The sequence below is a fragment of the Caenimonas sedimenti genome (assembly GCF_007833165.1).
Taxonomy (GTDB): domain Bacteria; phylum Pseudomonadota; class Gammaproteobacteria; order Burkholderiales; family Burkholderiaceae_C; genus Ramlibacter; species Ramlibacter sedimenti.
The window spans coordinates 177,528-193,388 of sequence record NZ_VOBQ01000013.1 but is presented as its reverse complement, the minus strand read 5'-3'; the positions used below and the strand labels follow the sequence as shown (position 1 = coordinate 193,388).

Annotated in this window: 12 protein-coding genes and 1 pseudogene; 3 read left to right on the top strand and 10 right to left on the bottom strand. The window is 64.5% G+C overall.

Annotated elements, in window-relative coordinates; genetic code table 11:
• Positions 1-63: 63 nt before the first annotated feature.
• The 9 genes and pseudogenes from FN976_RS17195 to FN976_RS17155 all read right to left on the bottom strand — a co-directional run bounded on the left by FN976_RS17195 (position 64) and on the right by FN976_RS17155 (position 11,670).
• Positions 64-483, bottom strand: a complete 420-nt coding sequence (locus FN976_RS17195) for a DNA-binding protein (RefSeq protein ID WP_255440538.1) — start codon at positions 481-483, stop codon at positions 64-66.
• 581 nt (positions 484-1,064) lie between these two features.
• Positions 1,065-1,265, bottom strand: a complete 201-nt coding sequence (locus FN976_RS17190; protein WP_145894266.1) for a hypothetical protein — start codon at positions 1,263-1,265, stop codon at positions 1,065-1,067.
• 996 nt (positions 1,266-2,261) lie between these two features.
• Positions 2,262-2,642 (bottom strand): annotated as a pseudogene (gene cueR, locus FN976_RS17185) (Cu(I)-responsive transcriptional regulator); the annotation flags it as partial.
• A 105-nt stretch (positions 2,643-2,747) separates the two neighbouring features.
• The gene (locus tag FN976_RS17180; protein WP_145894264.1) at positions 2,748-4,250 is read right to left on the bottom strand and encodes an efflux transporter outer membrane subunit; all 1,503 of its coding nucleotides are present in this window, start codon (positions 4,248-4,250) and stop codon (positions 2,748-2,750) included.
• On the bottom strand, positions 4,247-7,423 hold the full coding sequence (locus FN976_RS17175; RefSeq protein ID WP_145894263.1) for an efflux RND transporter permease subunit: 3,177 nt from the start codon (positions 7,421-7,423) through the stop codon (positions 4,247-4,249). The genes FN976_RS17180 and FN976_RS17175 overlap by 4 nt, the downstream gene beginning before the upstream one ends.
• Positions 7,420-8,583 (bottom strand): efflux RND transporter periplasmic adaptor subunit, encoded by a 1,164-nt coding sequence (locus FN976_RS17170; RefSeq protein WP_145894262.1) that lies wholly within the window; start codon positions 8,581-8,583, stop codon positions 7,420-7,422. Before FN976_RS17170 ends, FN976_RS17175 begins: the two co-directional genes overlap by 4 nt.
• A gap of 122 nt (positions 8,584-8,705) precedes the next feature.
• Positions 8,706-10,016: a serine hydrolase domain-containing protein gene (locus FN976_RS17165; RefSeq protein WP_145894261.1), complete on the bottom strand. Its 1,311-nt coding sequence runs from the start codon at positions 10,014-10,016 to the stop codon at positions 8,706-8,708.
• A gap of 93 nt (positions 10,017-10,109) precedes the next feature.
• Positions 10,110-10,418, bottom strand: a complete 309-nt coding sequence (locus tag FN976_RS17160) for a hypothetical protein (protein WP_145894260.1) — start codon at positions 10,416-10,418, stop codon at positions 10,110-10,112.
• 295 nt (positions 10,419-10,713) lie between these two features.
• Complete coding sequence (locus FN976_RS17155; protein ID WP_186510935.1) at positions 10,714-11,670, bottom strand: GlxA family transcriptional regulator; 957 nt, start codon at positions 11,668-11,670, stop codon at positions 10,714-10,716.
• A 122-nt stretch (positions 11,671-11,792) separates the two neighbouring features.
• On the opposite strand from FN976_RS17155, the gene FN976_RS28910 reads away from it, so the two are divergent.
• Positions 11,793-11,957 (top strand): hypothetical protein, encoded by a 165-nt coding sequence (locus FN976_RS28910; RefSeq protein WP_186510934.1) that lies wholly within the window; start codon positions 11,793-11,795, stop codon positions 11,955-11,957.
• 563 nt (positions 11,958-12,520) lie between these two features.
• Here the strand turns inward: FN976_RS28910 and FN976_RS17150 are convergent.
• Positions 12,521-12,715: a heavy-metal-associated domain-containing protein gene (locus tag FN976_RS17150; RefSeq protein WP_145894258.1), complete on the bottom strand. Its 195-nt coding sequence runs from the start codon at positions 12,713-12,715 to the stop codon at positions 12,521-12,523.
• Positions 12,716-12,887: 172 nt separating this feature from the next.
• Here FN976_RS17150 and FN976_RS17145 point away from each other — a divergent pair, with 172 nt between their 5' ends.
• On the top strand, positions 12,888-15,335 hold the full coding sequence (locus FN976_RS17145) for a heavy metal translocating P-type ATPase (RefSeq protein ID WP_145894257.1): 2,448 nt from the start codon (positions 12,888-12,890) through the stop codon (positions 15,333-15,335).
• On the top strand, positions 15,332-15,763 hold the full coding sequence (gene cueR / locus FN976_RS17140) for a Cu(I)-responsive transcriptional regulator (protein WP_145894256.1): 432 nt from the start codon (positions 15,332-15,334) through the stop codon (positions 15,761-15,763). Before FN976_RS17145 ends, cueR (FN976_RS17140) begins: the two co-directional genes overlap by 4 nt.
• Positions 15,764-15,861: the final 98 nt, after the last annotated feature.

Genomic DNA, 15,861 nt, shown 5'->3' with positions numbered 1-15,861 from the left:
AGGAAAGAGTCGGCCATAGTGGCGTTTCACTCCCTAGATCCTGCTCGACGACCGTCGCGAACTTCACTGAACGCGGGAATCCTTCTGCGGCGCACTGCTGCTCGATGCAGCTGCGCCGGCAACATGAGAGAGACGGTGTGCAGCGAGAACTTGGCGCAAGCAGCTTTCGGCTCGCTCTAACCGAGCTGCCACACCCAAGCTCCCGGCATCGATGAAGTACGCCTCGATGGCGTCCAAATAGGCGGCATCTCCCAAATCCCAGACGCTGCCTCGCGGCTTCGTTGAGGAGCGAAGTTTCAGACTCCGCTGCTGACCACCTTCCGCGCGCCACTTTGCTAGTAGCGGCGCTATGTCGTTGGGAGATCCGCCGATCCTGTCACGCAAAGCACGAACACTCGGCGGCTTCCCTTCCGCCAGCATCGCCTCGGCCGAAGCGAGAACCTCTTCGTACTGCATCTTGGACGAACGTCTTCCCTTAATCATGCGCAATCACCCATCGTTGCCGGGAGCGGAAAGCACAGTGCTTGGTCCGCGCGGGCATTGTGCACCGTCCGGCCGGAGGACAAGTGCGGACGAAACGTCGGCCAGCGCACAGGTGAAGGTGCAGCGAGTGTCGTGCCCGTTAGTCAGGACTTGGCTGCTTGCTGACGAGCTGTTGTCCTACAGCAGAGCTGGATGGGGAGCGCACAGTCGAGCCATGGGCAAGCACTGTGTACCCCGGACTTCACCATGTCCATGTTGTGCTTTCCACGACCAGGCCAGAGGTACTGGAGCTTGCAGTCAAACTGCCGGTGATCCCCTCGCTTCCTCTTTGCTCAAATCCTAGCGCGACGCGGATCCTCATGATTCCAGCCGACCTTCCCGACCGCTCTGACGTGAAGAATTAGCCAGCCAGAGCAGGCCCCTGCGTCCCGCGTGTGCGTCGGCGAAGGGAGGCGGCGCGCGATCGCAGGGACGTGACCTCTTTCCCAAGCAGGTAATGGTTGGAGGCGCGCGTGACCGACTTCCTGTGGAGCATGGAGGATGTGGTGGCGATGGTCGAAACCAACGCCTAAAAGTTCGGGCTACTTACCCCCGCTGGGGAAGGCCTTGATGTAGATCACGCTGCACAGCTCGCGTAAGGCCATGAGTTGACTACGGGCTTCCTCGAGTTGTTGCGATGAGATAGAGCCGTCCGTGGCCTTGATCGCCAGATCGGTGAATGCCGTCTCGGCGTCGATAAGTTGCCGGTGTACTCGCAGCCAGTCAGCAACGTGATTTTCCATGGGCGCGATATTGCCACAGCCCAGCAGCCCTAGTCTGACAAGCGAGAGAACAGGGAAATGAGGTAGCCTTTACCCCATGCCTGAAAAACTCAGAGCGGCCGTCGCCGCGTGGCGCGATGCTAACGTCCAAGCCAGCCAAGCCGAACGGGACGTTTCTGGTGCCTACTTGGCGTTCTTCAACGGTGCCGGGCCGGAGCCCGGTGCGCCAAGGCACTGCGCAAACAGGCCGACGAGCTATTGCACGCGGCAATGCAGCTTGGCGCCGGCCCTGTCGCAAAAGACTAAGAACTCTTTTGTATGCGCCCCGGTTCAAACTGAACCATCACCTCCCAAGCATTGGAGTGCGCCATCGAGCAAGTACCGGAGGAGCATTGGCCGCGCAGTTGCCTGCTCCACTACCCTTGCCGAACGCGCGGCTGATCAGAGCGATGGGTGACACGAGCGGAAATATCTTTGCAGCACGACTGTCATTGGGCGCAGTCGCTTTAGCGACGCACGCCGCCCCCCGAAACCCGGCTTTGTGAGTACCTTGCCGAGAAGCGTCACGCGTTGACCGTTCTGCACAGGAAGCTGGAGCGCACAGACAAGAAAGCGTCTACCGTTAAGCGATGAGCCTGGCGACCATCTTGATCAATCATCCATGGCGAATGGAGGAAACGTCTACCCTGACCAACATAGCGGACTTCCACAATGGCGGCAAATGCACGCCTCCTGATCGCAAACCCGGATCCGCAGGGACGTCAAATCACCGGTCGCGATTGACCCAGCGACTGCGACTCCCCCGCACACCGATGCCGTCGCCGGGGTCCAAAACGCCGGGCAGACCAGGTCGCGTAGAAACGAATGCTGAGAAAGCGGGGTACGCGTTTACCCCAGCTCACGAAAGAGTTACCGTGGCGGTGCGATGGCGTGACGAAGCGGGCGTGTCGACTCCAAACGGGGCGTCCTACGTGCAGCCTGTGAACAATGTTCTGCCACCGCTGCGGCCGCAGGCTCAGCCAAATCCGCAATGATGGGGCAATCCGGGAGATCATTACCGTGGCAGTGCTGGACCAATTGCTCGAGGGTCCGCGCCATCGCTTGCAGTTCAGCGAATTTCGCCCTCAGACCGGTGACGTGGGAAAGCGCCATCGCCTTGACGTCGGCGCTCGCGCGGTCACGGTCGCGCCACAAGACAAGTAGTTCGGAAATCTGTTCAACAGAAAATCCAAGGTCGCGTGCGCGACGGATGTAGCGAAGGCTATGTAGGTCCGGAGAGCTGTAGTGTCGATAGCCTGCATCAGAACGAACGGCTTGCGGGATCAAGCCAATCTCTTCGTAGTAGCGAATCATCTTCGCCGAGACGCCGGAGATCTTGGCTGCTTGACCGATATTCATTGCTTTCTTCTCCTATGGGACTTATCGAATCAACCCGGGAAAACCTTGGACTTGCTTGCGGGTTTCGTTTCGAAGCGAAGTTTCAAGCTTCCCCTCATGGGAATGTCAAGGCCCGCGGGAAATTTGTTTCACGACGCGCACGTTCGAATTGCGGTGGGCTCCACCGCAGTCCTCATCCGCCTGCGCGCAGATCTCCCAGCCCCCGCCCAGCGCCTTGTAGATGCTGACAACGGCAAGCCGCTGGTGGGTGCGAGCGACTGCCAGTGCACGCCGGCTTGCAAAGTCGGAACGTTCGGCTTCGAGCACATCCAGGTAAATACCCTCGCCCGCTGAAAACCGCACGCGGGCAAGACGAGCCGCCTCGCGATTTGCCGCTGACTCAATCACACGCAGCCCAAGCGTACTGCCCGCGGCAGCATAGGCCTTGAAGGCATCGTCGGTTTCCTGGAGTGCACGCAACACGGTCTGGTCGTAGGCGATCAGCGCCTCTTTGGTACGTGCCTCGCTGGCAGCGATGCGGGCACGGACGCGCCCGGTATCGAGAAATGACCAACGAATGACCGGGCCGAGGAAGCTGGACAGCGCTCCAGCGCCACTCAATGCACCGAGACTCCCCGCAACCAGCCCGATCGAGCCCTGCACCTGGATCTCAGGGTAGAGACCGGCCGTCTCGACCCCGATCCGGGCAGTCGCCGCAGCGAGGGTCCGTTCAGCCGCCGCAATGTCGGCGCGTCGTGAAAGGAGTGCGGCAGGATCGCCCACGGCGATTGTTCGAACGGTCAGCGCTTCATGCGAAGGCGTGGCAATGGGCGGTTTGAACGTCTGGGGCGCCTCACCAAGGAGGATGGCCAATGCGTTGGCGGTGGCCGCCCGGCGCCGCTCCAGTTCGGGCACGGTCACCTCTATTTGGCGCAACAAGGCCTCGGCACGCAGGCGGTCGAATTCGCTGGCAGAACCGGCGCGCACGAGACGTTCGACTTGGCCCAGGCTTTCGCGCTGGCTCTGGCTGATGTCGGCCGCCACAGTGATTTCCGCCTCGATACCGCCTAGCTCGAACCAGGTGGCGGCCACCGCGGCAGCGACGCCAGCCTGCACACCGCGCAACAGCGCTTCGCGGGAGCCCGCTTGCGCCTGAGCGGCCTCCACCGACCGCCGCACACGGCCAAAGAGATCGATTTCCCAGGATGCGTCGACCGCGCCGCGATAGGTTTCGACCCGACGCGGCTGGCCAGGCGGCGTCTCGATGGCACTCCAGCGGCGGTTCTGGTAACCGAGCCCGGCACCACCGGTCGGCAGAAAGCCTTGACGGCTCTCCCCCAGCATCGCCATTGCCTCATCGAGCCGCACGGCAGCGATGCCGATGTCATGGTTTGCCGCGAGCGCCCGCTGGATCAGGGTGACCAGCGTTGGATCCTCGAAGGCGCGCCACCAAGCCACCTCGACGGCCCCCGAGCCGAGACCCGCCGGCGACTCGCCGAAGCTGGCGGGAAACTGCGACGAAGGCAGAGACGGCAGAGAGGGCGGGGAGTAGATGGGGCCCACCGCCGCGCATCCGGCCAGGATGAGCGCAGTCAGGCTGGGCAGAATCGCTTGATAGGGATTTCTCATGACGTGCTGACCTCCAAGCGCGGCGTGGCGCTTGGCCTGTGCCGCTCGAAGCGGGCCGACAGGCTGCGCATCACCACATAAAAAACCGGCGTCAGGAACAAGCCGAACAGCGTCACGCCGAGCATGCCTGCGAAGACTGCGATTCCCATGGCTTGCCGCATCTCGGCTCCCGCGCCGGTGGCCAGTACGAGCGGAACGACACCGGCGATGAAAGCGAGCGAGGTCATCAGGATGGGCCGCAGCCGCAGGCGGCACGCCTCGATGACCGCATCCAGCGCGCTTGATCCCTGCGATTCGCGGTTGCGTGCGAACTCGACGATGAGGATCGCGTTCTTGGCGGCCAAACCAACAAGCACGATGAGCCCGATCTGGACGAAGACGTTGTTGTCGCCGCCCACCAGCCAGACGCCAACGATCGCGCTCAGCAGACACATCGGCACGATCAGCAGGACGGCCAAAGGCAGCAGCAAGCTGTTGTATTGCGCCGCGAGGATGAGATAGGCGAGCAGCACGCACAGCGGGAAGATGAACAGCGCCGAATCTCCGGCCAGCTTTTGCTGGTAAGTGAGGTCAGTCCATTCGAAGCTCATGCCTTCGGGCAGGACCTCCCTCGCCAGGCGCTCCATGACCGCAACGGCTTGCCCCGAACTAACCCCCGGCATCGCGCCCCCCGAGATGTCGGCCGAGGGGTAGCCGTTGTAGTGGATCACCCGGTCTGGACCGGAACTCCGCGAGACCGTGACAAACGAGGACAAGGGCAGCATGTCCCCCGCGGCGTTGCGCACCTGCAAGCGGCCAATGGCTTCGGCCTGCATCCGGTGGTCCGCATCGGCTTGAGCCGTCACCTTGTAGGTGCGGCCGAAGCGGTTGAAGTCGTTGACATAGAGGGAGCCGAGATAGACCTGGAGCGACTCGAATACATCCGCCAGACGAACCCCCTGGCTCTTGGCCTGGGTGCGATCGATGGCGACGTCGAGCTGCGGTGCATTGACGTCCAGGCTCGTTAGAAGCCCGGCGACCTGTCCCGACTCGGTGGCTTTCGTCATCAGGATCTGAGTCTGCTGGACCAGGGCTTCGAGCCCGGCGCCGCCTCGGTCCTCGACCAGCATCTTGAAGCCACCGGTCGCGCCAAGGCCGGGCACTGGTGGCGGCGGGAACACGCCGAGGAAGCCGTCCGGGATACTGGCGAACTTGGCTTGCATCCGCCCGGCGATTGCGGTCGCGCTGAGATCGGGCGTCGTGCGATCCTTGAACGGGTCGAGCATGACGAACATGACCGCGGCGTTCGGCACGTTGACGAAGCCGTTGATTGACAGTCCAGGGAACGCCACGACGCTTTCGACGCCAGGTTCAGCCAGCGCGATCTTCGACATCTGCTTGGCGACGGCGTCGGTGCGATCCAGCGATGCCGAGTTGGGTAGCTGGGCGATCCCGACCAGGTAATATTTGTCCTGCATTGGCACAAAGCCTGGCGGAACGGCCTTGAATCCAAGGAAGGTCAGCACGAGAAGCCCGGCGTAAACCAGCAGCGCCACGCCGCTGATCCGCACGACCTTGCGGACGGTATTGCCGTAAGCGTCCGGTGCACGCTGGAACGGACGGCCAAGCGCCTGAAACAAGCGATCAGCACGACCCCGCAAGCTGCGTGGGTCACGCATGATCCCCGCCTCGCGCGGTCGCAACAAGAGACTTGCAAGCGCCGGGCTGAGCGTGAGCGAGTTGACCGCCGACAGGATGGTCGAGATGGCGATCGTGAGCGCAAATTGGCGATAGAACTCGCCCTGCAGACCACTCAGGAAGGCGGTCGGGATGAAAACGGCAGCGAGCACCGAGGTGATCGCGATGATCGGACCGGTGACCTCGTCCATGGAGCGCCTGGCGGCTTGAGCCGGCTCCTCCCCATTTTCGATGTGTCGCTCGACGTTCTCGACCACGACGATGGCGTCGTCGACGACGATGCCGATCGACAGCACCAGGCCAAACAGGGACAAGGTGTTGAGCGAGAAGCCCATCAGATGCATCACGGCGAAAGTGCCGATCAGCGAAACCGGCACTGCCATGAGGGGGATGAGCGAAGCCCGCCAGTTGCGCAGGAACAGCACCACCACGATCACGACGAGAAGGATCGCCTCCAGCAGGGTGGTTGCCACCGACTCCAGCGAGGCACGAACAAAGACCGTCGGGTCATACGCGATGCGCGAGCTGAGACCGGCCGGGAAGCTGCCTTCGAGCCGCTGCATGGTGGCTCGAACGGACTGCGCAACGTCGAGTGCGTTGGCGCCCGGGCTCTGAACGATTTGCAGCGCGACGGCAGGCTCACCGTCAAGCAGGCTGCGCAGTGCGTAGGCATCCGCCCCCATCTCGATGCGGGCGACATCGCGCAAGCGTGTCACCTGGCCGTCGGCACCCGTGCGGACGATGATTTCGCCGAACTGCTTCTCGTCGGTCAAGCGCCCGAGCGTGTTCACCGTCACTTGGAATGCGGCACTGGAATTGGGCGCCTGGCCAACGGAACCGGCTGCCACCTGCACGTTCTGCTCGCGCACTGCGGCGATCACGTCGCCAGCCGTCAGCCCGCGTGCGGCGATCAGGCTCGGATCGAGCCAGAGTCGCATGCTGTATTCGCCAGCGCCCCAAACCAGGACGTCGCTGACTCCGGGGATGCGGGACAGCTCGTCTCGCACCTGGAGGTAGGCGTAATTGGAAATGTAGAGGGGGTCGTAGCGCTTGTCGGGCGACAGCAGGTGAACCACCATCAGGATGTCTGGCGAGGTCTTCTGCGTAACGACGCCCTGCCGTTGCACCTCTTCTGGCAGACGCGGCAGCGCGCGCGAGACCCGGTTTTGCACCTGGATCTGTGCCATATCAGCATTCGTTCCCTGCCTGAAAGTGACGGTCAGAACCATCCGGCCATCGGTTGCCGATTGCGACGACATGTACTGCATGCCCTCGACCCCGGTGATCGCCTGCTCCAGTGGCGCTGCCACCGTCTCAGCAATCACCTTGGGATTGGCGCCCGGGTAGGAAGCGGAAACTTGCACGGTCGGTGGCGTCACCGCCGGATACTCGCTGAGCGGCAACTGGAAGAAGGCAGCGATTCCTGCGATGACGATCAGGATCGACAGGACGATGGCAAAGATCGGGCGATCGATGAAGAAACGTGGGAAAGTCATTGCGCGGCTCCCGAGGTTTGCGCCACCGCCATGTGCGCACCGTCAATCGCGGCAGGCTGTGGCGTGACCTGCATGCCCGGGCGCACCAGCCCCTTGACGACGATGCGTTCGCCGGCCTGCAGACCTTGTTCGATCACGCGCAAACCCTCCACTACCGGGCCAAGCTCGACGGGCCGGTATTCCGTCTTGTAGTCTTTGCCGACCACGAGCACATAGCGCCGGCCCTGATCGGTGCCGATCGATTGATCGGAGACCAGCACACTGTCTTTGGGCGCGCCAGTCTCCAGTTTGACCTTGGCAAAAAGGCCGGGCGTCAACTGCCCGTCTGGGTTGTCCACAACTGCGCGGATACGCACCGTTCCTGTCCCCCGATCGGCGGTGTTCGAGACAAAGTCGACACGGCCGAGCCGCGAGTACGTCTTGTCGGTGAGCAGTGCCACCCTAACCTTTGCTGCCTGCGACCCCTGCGCAGCGTTCCTTCGGCCTGCGGCGAGTGAACCCAGATACGTGCGTTCGTCGACATCGAAATAGACATGGAGCGGATCGGTCGAGACGATTGTCGTGAGGGGGGTCACGCCACTCGCGACGTAGTTGCCCTCGGTCACGAGGGCTTGGCCGATACGTCCACTGATTGGCGCCGTGACGCGCGTGAAGCTCAAGTCCAATTGCGCCGCATCCAGCGCCGCCCTTGCGGCGTCGACCTGTGCTTTGCGCGCATTCAGTGAGGCGGTGGCCGTGTCGAGACGATCACGAGCAACAATTTTTTCGGCGAACAGCTGTTCGGCTCGCGCATGCTCTGCCTGGGCGAGCAATGATGCTACTTCAGCCTCGCGCAGGCGCGCCGTCGCGGCGGTCAGCGCAGCTTCGAACACCCTCGGATCGATGAGAAAGAGCCTCTGACCCTTCTGGACGAAGCGTCCCTCTGGCACGCTCACATGCTGGATGTAGCCGGCGACTCGCGGGCGCAGTTCGACCCGATTGACTGCGGTCAGCGCGCCGGTGAACTCGGCAGACGGTGTCACCGAGCGAACGATGACCTCGGCCACCGGAACGCCGGGTGGCTTTGCCGGGGCGGCAGACGCCACCGTCTCTTTGCATCCGGTGATGGCGAGCGCGACGCCTATCGCCGCGGTGATCAGGGTTACGCGTTTGACTTTCATCACTTTCCTTTCGCGGCTGGAGTCGCCTTGGTTTTGCTGAGCCGAAATGGCTTCCGTTGCAGTTGTCGGGCTTGCCACGTTTGGAAGGTCAAGCGCCTCTTGCGGGCCGCGTGCTGGACGCGTTAGTGGCTGCGCAGCGCGGCCGCGATGGCAGCGAACGCGTGGCGGTCGGCGTTGTGCGTAAAGCTCGTGTCTCCCACCGGGTGCGAGGAGAGCTTGACGATGACCAGTTCGGCCGCCGGATTGATGTGCATGTGCTGCCCATTCAATCCCTTCATCTCGAAGGTGCCGTCACGGTCATGCGGAACCCACCACTGGTTGTGATACGAGTAGCCAGCCCGCATCGCCTGGCCGTTGGCCTTGAACTTCTCGCTGTCGCCGCCCTTGCGGATCTCGGCGATGACGCCTTCCGCGACGACCTGGTGCCCGTTGTAGCGGCCCGCCAGACGCATCATCTCGCCCACCCGTGCGAGGTCCCGCAACGTCGCGCTGAAGCCCACGCTGGTGATCTGCGTGCCGATTGGGTCGGCCCAGACGTAGGCGTCATCCTGTGCGCCGATGCGCGACCAGATGCGCTCGGAAAGCAGCGCCGCGTAGCTCTTGCCTGTGACGCGCTGCAGCAGCCAGCCCATCACTTCGGTGTCGACGGTCTTGTACTTGAACCCCGCCCCGTGCTCACCCTCCTTCTTGATGGTCACCAGCAAATCGGGGATGGTGCGCGGCCCCGCGTACGTCGGCGGCGCTGGCAGCAGCCCGGCGGCATGCAGGTACTGAAAGATGCCGGAGTTCGGGTCGCGGAAGTTCTCGCTGTAGGCGACGCCGGTGGTCATGTCGAGTGTCTGCTGCACGGTGGCGTCCGCCCATGCGCTGTCCTTCAGCTCGGGGAGGTATTTCGTCACCAAGGCGTTGGGGTCGATCGTGCCTTCCTTGATGAGAATCGTCGCGAGCAGGCCGGTGAACGACTTGCTCATCGACCACAGCGAGTGCGGTTGGTGGGCGGCCATACCGGAGTAGTGCTTCTGGTAGACGACTTTGCCCCGGTGCAACACGAGCAGGCCATCGGTGAAGGTTGCATGCTGCCAATCGGCCAGGGTGGTCCTGCCGCCCCTGTCGCTCTCGAAGCCGAGCGAGCCCAGGTCCAGCAACGATTCGCGCAGAACCGAAGGCTTCTCGTCGCCACGCCAGACCTGCGCGGTCGGCCCGAGTTCGCGCATGTGGTGGAAGGCCCAGCGCCCGTTGGGGAACTTCAATACCGAAGACAGCTTCACTGTCTTTTCAGGAGCGGGCGGAAACCCCTTCATGAGTTCGAGCTTCACGGGGTCCGTGGCTTCCGGGGCGGGCAGCGGCGGAGCCTGCGCCAGAACGGCCGAGGCACTGAGGACGAGGGCGCTCGCCAAGACAGCGGCGAAAGGTGAGTTGAAGGGGCTTTTCATGGTCTTTCCGGGGTGGGTTCGGGCTTCTTTCGCTTGCGGGTGCGAAGAGACGGGGCTGGGGGAGTTGTCGGTTGGAGGGTCCGTGGCGGCCTCCTATCCAAACTGGAGAAGCGGCACGGTGGCGCCGACGCCCGCTGCGACCGCATAAGCAATGGAACGCCTCATGCTTGCGAGGTCGAAGGTCCAACAGAGCAGCAAGGTGCCTGAAGCAACCGCGCCGATCAAGCAGACGGCCAGCGTGATACGCGCCTCGCCATAACACCAGGCGAACGTGTCCAGGATGGCTGCGGCGAGCGCGCCTGGAACAAGCGGCGCCAGTGCAAGCAATGCGCCGGTGGCAGGCGACTCCCACCGCAATGCGGGCTGGCTCGGCCAGAAGGTTCGCATTGCCAGGGTTCGCATGTGAAGCGCCCCCGGCCCGAGGAGACTCGCTGACGGCACAGCCCGGGAGGCTGTGAAGGTGGCACAGAACGGCAGTCGCTTCAATGGCCCCGGCGGGGATGCGGCATGCCGACCGTGTAGGTGGGCGTGCTTCGCGCGGTGCTCGGCATGGGCGGCGGATCTCATGGCGTGGGCTCCAGATGGCCTGCGGCTGGGCCAATGTGCCAACCGTCGAGCCCATCTTCCCCAAATGCGGCGGGCCGGGAACGACGACTACCCGACGCTTTACGCCAAGTTGCGTACCGAGGCGCGGTCCTTACGGTCCGCGACCGGTGCCCGACTTTCGGTGCGCTCCCGCGACCACACTGGGCGTGGTGTCCACCACACGCAGAAACGAACGCCGCATCGAGTCAGCGCTGCCGAAACCGCACTTGGCAGCCACCGACTTGACGCCGACGCCCGACGCCTCGAGCAGGCTGCGTGCCACCTCGACGCGAACACGTTCGACGAAGCGCGCCGGGGTCGTGCCCTTCTCGCTGCGAAAGACGCGCGTGAACTGGCGTGCGCTCATGTTTACGTTGGCGGCCATGCGCTCGACGCTGATGTCCTCGGCAAGGTGCTCGATGATCCAGTTCTCCAAGTCGTCCAAGGGCTTGATCGAGCCAGACTGCAGTGCGAGCAGCTTGCTGATCTGGGCGTAGCTCGAGGTCCGCCGGACGAAAAGCACGAGCCATTGGGCGATCGCGAAGGCCTTACGTGGCCCGAAGTCCTCCTCGACGAACAGCAGTGCAAGGTCGATACCGGTGGTGATGCCGGCGGAGGTATAGATGTGGCCGTCCTTCACAAAGATTGAACTGCGCACGAGCTGGACACGTGGGTAGCGCTCGGCAAGGTGGTCGCACCACTGCCAGTGCGTGACCACACGCCGGCCCTCCAGCGCGCCCGACGCGGCGAGGACGAACGTGCCGAGGCAGCTCGCGCCGACGCGACGCGCCTGCGACGACATCTCTTTCAGCCAGCGCAGATAGGCGGGGTCGTAGTGGCCTGAGGGGGCCTCGGGTCCGCCCACCACCCAGAGCGTGTCGATGGGACGATCAAACGTGCGGAAGTCGGTGCCGCCGGTGATGCGCAGCCCTCGATTGATCGCGGTCGAGCCATCACGCTCCGGGGATACCAGTTCGATCTCGTAGTCGCACTGGGCGAATACCTCCAGTGGACCCGCAAGGTCCTGCACCTCGAACGGCGGTACACCGGTTAATACGATTCTGCGCATCGGCGGCCATTGTGTCCGAAAACGTCGGCACTCTGTCTGTTTTGGTCGCCCTCCAAGCGCGATCATCCGGGCCCAGATCTCGCCGTCATGCGCCCGGCTCGCGGACGCAAGGAGTCGCCCCGATGGATGCTTCGCAATCGCTGCCGCTTCGCGCGCTCGATATCGACGCGGCCGCCCACCGGTGCCTGCCGATCCTGCCTCGCGTGACCGTTGTCACGGCCGTACTGGGAGCGTGGCTGGTCAACTTCGCGGACCGGTGCTTCGGCGATGCGATCGTCGCCCTTTAGCGCGGTGAGCCTGGTGGCAACCGCGGCAAACGCAGCCGGGTGGGCCTCGGAGCCGAAGAACTCGAGCGATGGGCCATGCGGCCGGCGCCGCAGCGTTCGTGTCCGCCTTGCCCATGCTATTCGGCTAAGCTCTCGCGTCGAAGCGAACTAGAAGAACTCGGAATGGTAAGGCGCCCGGCTGTTCGTCGCTTCTTCACCGCGGCCACGTGGAGACCAGTACCGGGAACGCGGACCCGAGAGCGGCCACTAGGGCCCGCAGCGCCCAGCGCTCGAGCTCCTCGGGTTCCGAAGTCCACCCGACCGTCAGCACCGCAGTGGCCACCAAGCTCCCCAAGCACGCGGCGACCATGAGTCCGGCCTCGCCACAGCCCCTATCCATCGAGTTCATCAGCCAGGCCGCCACTACCGCCGCGAAAACTGCTGCGCCGGGCCAGCCAGGCAAGCGCGGATGAGCGGCAGTGACGAACTGGTTGGCTCGAAACGCCAGGTCGCGCGCCGCAGCTGAGATCAGCCCCACGGGAAGGGGCGGCAAGTAAGCGAGATCCATCGCCGGTCCTCCCGCATCAGGCGGCGGGCGGGTAGCCGGCTTCGTTCAGGGCCTCGGCGAAGTTCCTGGGGTCTTCGTTCGAGGAAATCTTGATCAGCTTGGCGTGCAGGTCGACTTCGACCTTTGCGGCCGGGTCCACGAGCTTGCAGGTCTGCGTGACCGTGCTGGCACAGTGGCCGCAGCTCATGTCGGGAAGGTTCAGTTCAATCATGGCAAAGCTCCGGTAGAAAGTGGTGAAGGCCTGCATCGTCAGCCTTGCCACCGTGTCAGAGTCAACAGGTGGGCGACGCCCAACCTTGCTGACAGAAGGGGCTTGACCTTGCCATGATGTCAAGCTTGAACATCCCTCCCTCGCCTGGCAATTCGGGCGCAAGGAGCCAACCATGCAGAACACGACGACGCTGCCAGCGAGCCTGGCGGACATGAACTTACAGAAGCTGGGCATCGAGCTGCCGATCGAGGGCATGACATGCGCCTCATGCGTCAGCCGCGTCGAGAAGGCGCTTGCCAAGGTGCCGGGCGTCGAACGCGCGAGCGTGAACCTTGCCACCGAGAGCGCTAGCGTCGCGGCCTCGCCCCAGGTGGACCTCGCCACGCTGCGCGCCGCCGTGGAGAGGGCGGGCTACTCGGTGCGCGAGGAGCAAGTAAGCCTCGCCATCGAAGGCATGACCTGCGCATCGTGCGTGGCGCGTGTCGAGAAGGCACTGCGAAAGCTGCCGGAAGTGGTGTCTGTCGAAGTGAACCTAGCGACGGAGAAGGCCGAGGTCAAGCTCGTAGGCCGCGTCGACGACGTGCTGCCGCGGCTCGTGGCCGCCGTCGAAAAGGCCGGCTATCAGGCGAAACTTTCGCAGGCGACTGACGCGGCAGAGCAAGTCGGGAAGGCGGGCCTGCCGGATTGGTGGCCAGTCGCCGTGGCCGCCGCTCTGTCCCTGCCTCTGGTGCTGCCGATGCTCGGCATGCTCTTCGGGCTGGACCTCGCCCTCCCCGGCTGGTGGCAACTGGCCCTGGCTACGCCCGTGCAGTTCTGGTTGGGCGCCCGCTTCTACCGCTCCGCCTGGAAGGCTGTGAAGGCGCGCGCGGGCAACATGGACCTGCTTGTCGCGCTGGGCACGTCAGCCGGTTATGGCCTCTCGCTCTACCTACTCATCGCCCGCATCGGCCACGAGGGTCATGGCAAGGCGCCGCATCTCTACTTCGAGGCCTCCGCGGTCGTCATCACGCTGGTCCTTTTGGGCAAGTGGCTTGAGCACCGTGCCAAGCGCCAGACCACCGAAGCGATCCGGGCCCTCAACGCGCTGCGCCCCGACACCGCGCGCGTGCGGCGGGGCGAAGAGGAAGTCGAGGTCCCCGCCGGCCAGGTGAAGGTCGGCGACGTGATCGTCGTGCGCCCGGGCGAGCGGGTGCCCGTGGACGGCCAGATCCTGGAAGGGTCCACGCACGTCGACGAATCGCTCATCACGGGCGAGAGCCTTCCGGTGGCGAAAGCTCCCGGTGCGAAGGTCGTCGGCGGCTCAGTGAACGCAGAGGGTTTGTTCACGGCCACCGCCACCGCCGTCGGCGCCGAATCGACGCTCTCGCGGATCGCGCGAATGGTGGAGTCCGCGCAGGCCAAGAAGGCTCCCATCCAGCGCCTGGTCGACCAGGTGAGCGAGGTCTTCGTGCCCGTGGTCCTGGGCATCGCCCTCCTCACCCTCCTCAGCTGGGGCTTCGCCACGGGAGACTGGCAGAGCGCGATCCTCAACGCCGTCGCGGTTCTGGTGATCGCCTGCCCTTGCGCGCTGGGGCTCGCCACGCCGACGGCCATCATGGCCGGCACCGGCGTTGCCGCGCGCCGCGGCATCCTGATCAAGGACGCCGAGGCGCTGGAAGTCGCCCACAACGTGAAGGTCGCCGCCTTTGACAAGACGGGCACTCTCACGGAAGGCAAGCCGCACCTGGTCGCTTTCGAGGCGGCCGACGGGGACCACACGGGCCTTTTGCGCCAAGCAGCGAGCGTCCAATCCGGAAGCGAGCATCCCTTGGCCCGCGCGGTGATGGACGCTGCCAAGGAGAACCTGCTGAGCGTCGCCCCCGTGCAGGGCGCCAAGGCCGTCGCAGGCCGCGGTATGTCGGCCCATGTGAAGGGCCAGGCGCTCAGCCTCGGAAGCTCTCGCTGGATGCAAGAGCTGGGCGTCGATCTTGCGCCCCTGGCGTTGCGCGCGCGCGCGTTGGAAGACGAGGGGCGCACCGTCTCGTGGCTGGCCGAGGGCGTGCAGCCCGCGCGGCTGATCGGCCTGCTTGCGTTCGGTGACGCCGCGAAGGCCACCGCCAAGGAGGCGGTGGAAAGCCTGCGAGAGCAAGGGATCAGGGTCGTCATGGTCACTGGCGACAACAAGGGCGCCGCACGGGTGGCCGCGCAGGCGTTGGGCATCGACGAGGTCCGCGCCGAAGTCCTGCCGGCCGACAAAGCGCAGGTCGTGTCCGAGCTCAAATCCGGCGGCCTGGCCGTCGCCATGGTGGGCGACGGCATCAACGACGCGCCGGCCCTCGCCGCGGCCGACGTGGGATTCTCCATGTCCACTGGCACTGAGGTCGCCATGCACGCCGCCGGAGTCACCTTGATGCGGGGCGACCCACGCCTGGTGGCCGACGCCATCGAGATCTCGCGCAAGACCTACGCGAAGATTCGCCAAGGCCTGTTCTGGGCTTTCGTCTACAACATCGTTGGAATCCCGCTCGCGGCGTTCGGGTTGCTCAACCCCATGCTCGCCGGAGCCGCCATGGCGTTCTCGTCGGTGAGCGTGGTCGCCAACGCTTTGACGCTACGCCGCTGGAAAGGGAGGGCCTCATGAAGACCGTCGCAGAAGGGATGAACATTGGCGCAGCCGCCGAGAAGGCGGGAGTGACCGCCAAGATGGCGCGCCACTACGAATTGCTGGGCCTGCTCCCCAAGGTCCACCGGACCGAGTCGGGCTACCGCGTCTACGGCGACTCCGAGGTCCACACCCTGCGCTTCATCAAGCGCTCGCGCGACCTGGGCTTCTCGATGGCCGAGATCGCCGAGCTCGTCGCGCTTTGGCAGAACCGCAGGCGCCCGAGCGCCAGCGTGAAGAAGGTGGCCGCGGCGCACCTCGCCGAGCTCGATCGCAAGATCGAGGAGATGGAGTCGATGCGCATGACGCTGGGTCACCTGATCCACTGCTGCCAGGGCGACCACCGTCCAGATTGCCCGATCCTTGAAGACCTAGGGCGCGCGGCGCCCGTGCAAGCTGCGAAGTAGGCTGCGACATCGATCGCGCAGGCCCGGCGCGTCGCGCAGCCATTGCGCCCCTCACAACTCCCGGGCTCAGGCCGATGTTGCTGAGCTTGGCCGGGCGC

Excerpts from the sequence above, each read along its gene's own strand:
- FN976_RS17195 (WP_255440538.1), bottom strand. The coding sequence starts at position 483 with ATGATTAAGGGAAGACGTTCGTCCAAGATGCAGTACGAAGAGGTTCTC.
- FN976_RS17190 (WP_145894266.1), bottom strand. The coding sequence starts at position 1,265 with ATGGAAAATCACGTTGCTGACTGGCTGCGAGTACACCGGCAACTTATC.
- FN976_RS17180 (WP_145894264.1), bottom strand. The coding sequence starts at position 4,250 with ATGAGAAATCCCTATCAAGCGATTCTGCCCAGCCTGACTGCGCTCATC.
- FN976_RS17175 (WP_145894263.1), bottom strand. The coding sequence starts at position 7,423 with ATGACTTTCCCACGTTTCTTCATCGATCGCCCGATCTTTGCCATCGTC.
- FN976_RS17170 (WP_145894262.1), bottom strand. The coding sequence starts at position 8,583 with ATGAAAGTCAAACGCGTAACCCTGATCACCGCGGCGATAGGCGTCGCG.
- FN976_RS17165 (WP_145894261.1), bottom strand. The coding sequence starts at position 10,016 with ATGAAAAGCCCCTTCAACTCACCTTTCGCCGCTGTCTTGGCGAGCGCC.
- FN976_RS17160 (WP_145894260.1), bottom strand. The coding sequence starts at position 10,418 with ATGCGAACCCTGGCAATGCGAACCTTCTGGCCGAGCCAGCCCGCATTG.
- FN976_RS17155 (WP_186510935.1), bottom strand. The coding sequence starts at position 11,670 with ATGCGCAGAATCGTATTAACCGGTGTACCGCCGTTCGAGGTGCAGGAC.
- FN976_RS28910 (WP_186510934.1), top strand. The coding sequence starts at position 11,793 with ATGGATGCTTCGCAATCGCTGCCGCTTCGCGCGCTCGATATCGACGCG.
- FN976_RS17150 (WP_145894258.1), bottom strand. The coding sequence starts at position 12,715 with ATGATTGAACTGAACCTTCCCGACATGAGCTGCGGCCACTGTGCCAGC.
- FN976_RS17145 (WP_145894257.1), top strand. The coding sequence starts at position 12,888 with ATGCAGAACACGACGACGCTGCCAGCGAGCCTGGCGGACATGAACTTA.
- cueR (WP_145894256.1), top strand. The coding sequence starts at position 15,332 with ATGAAGACCGTCGCAGAAGGGATGAACATTGGCGCAGCCGCCGAGAAG.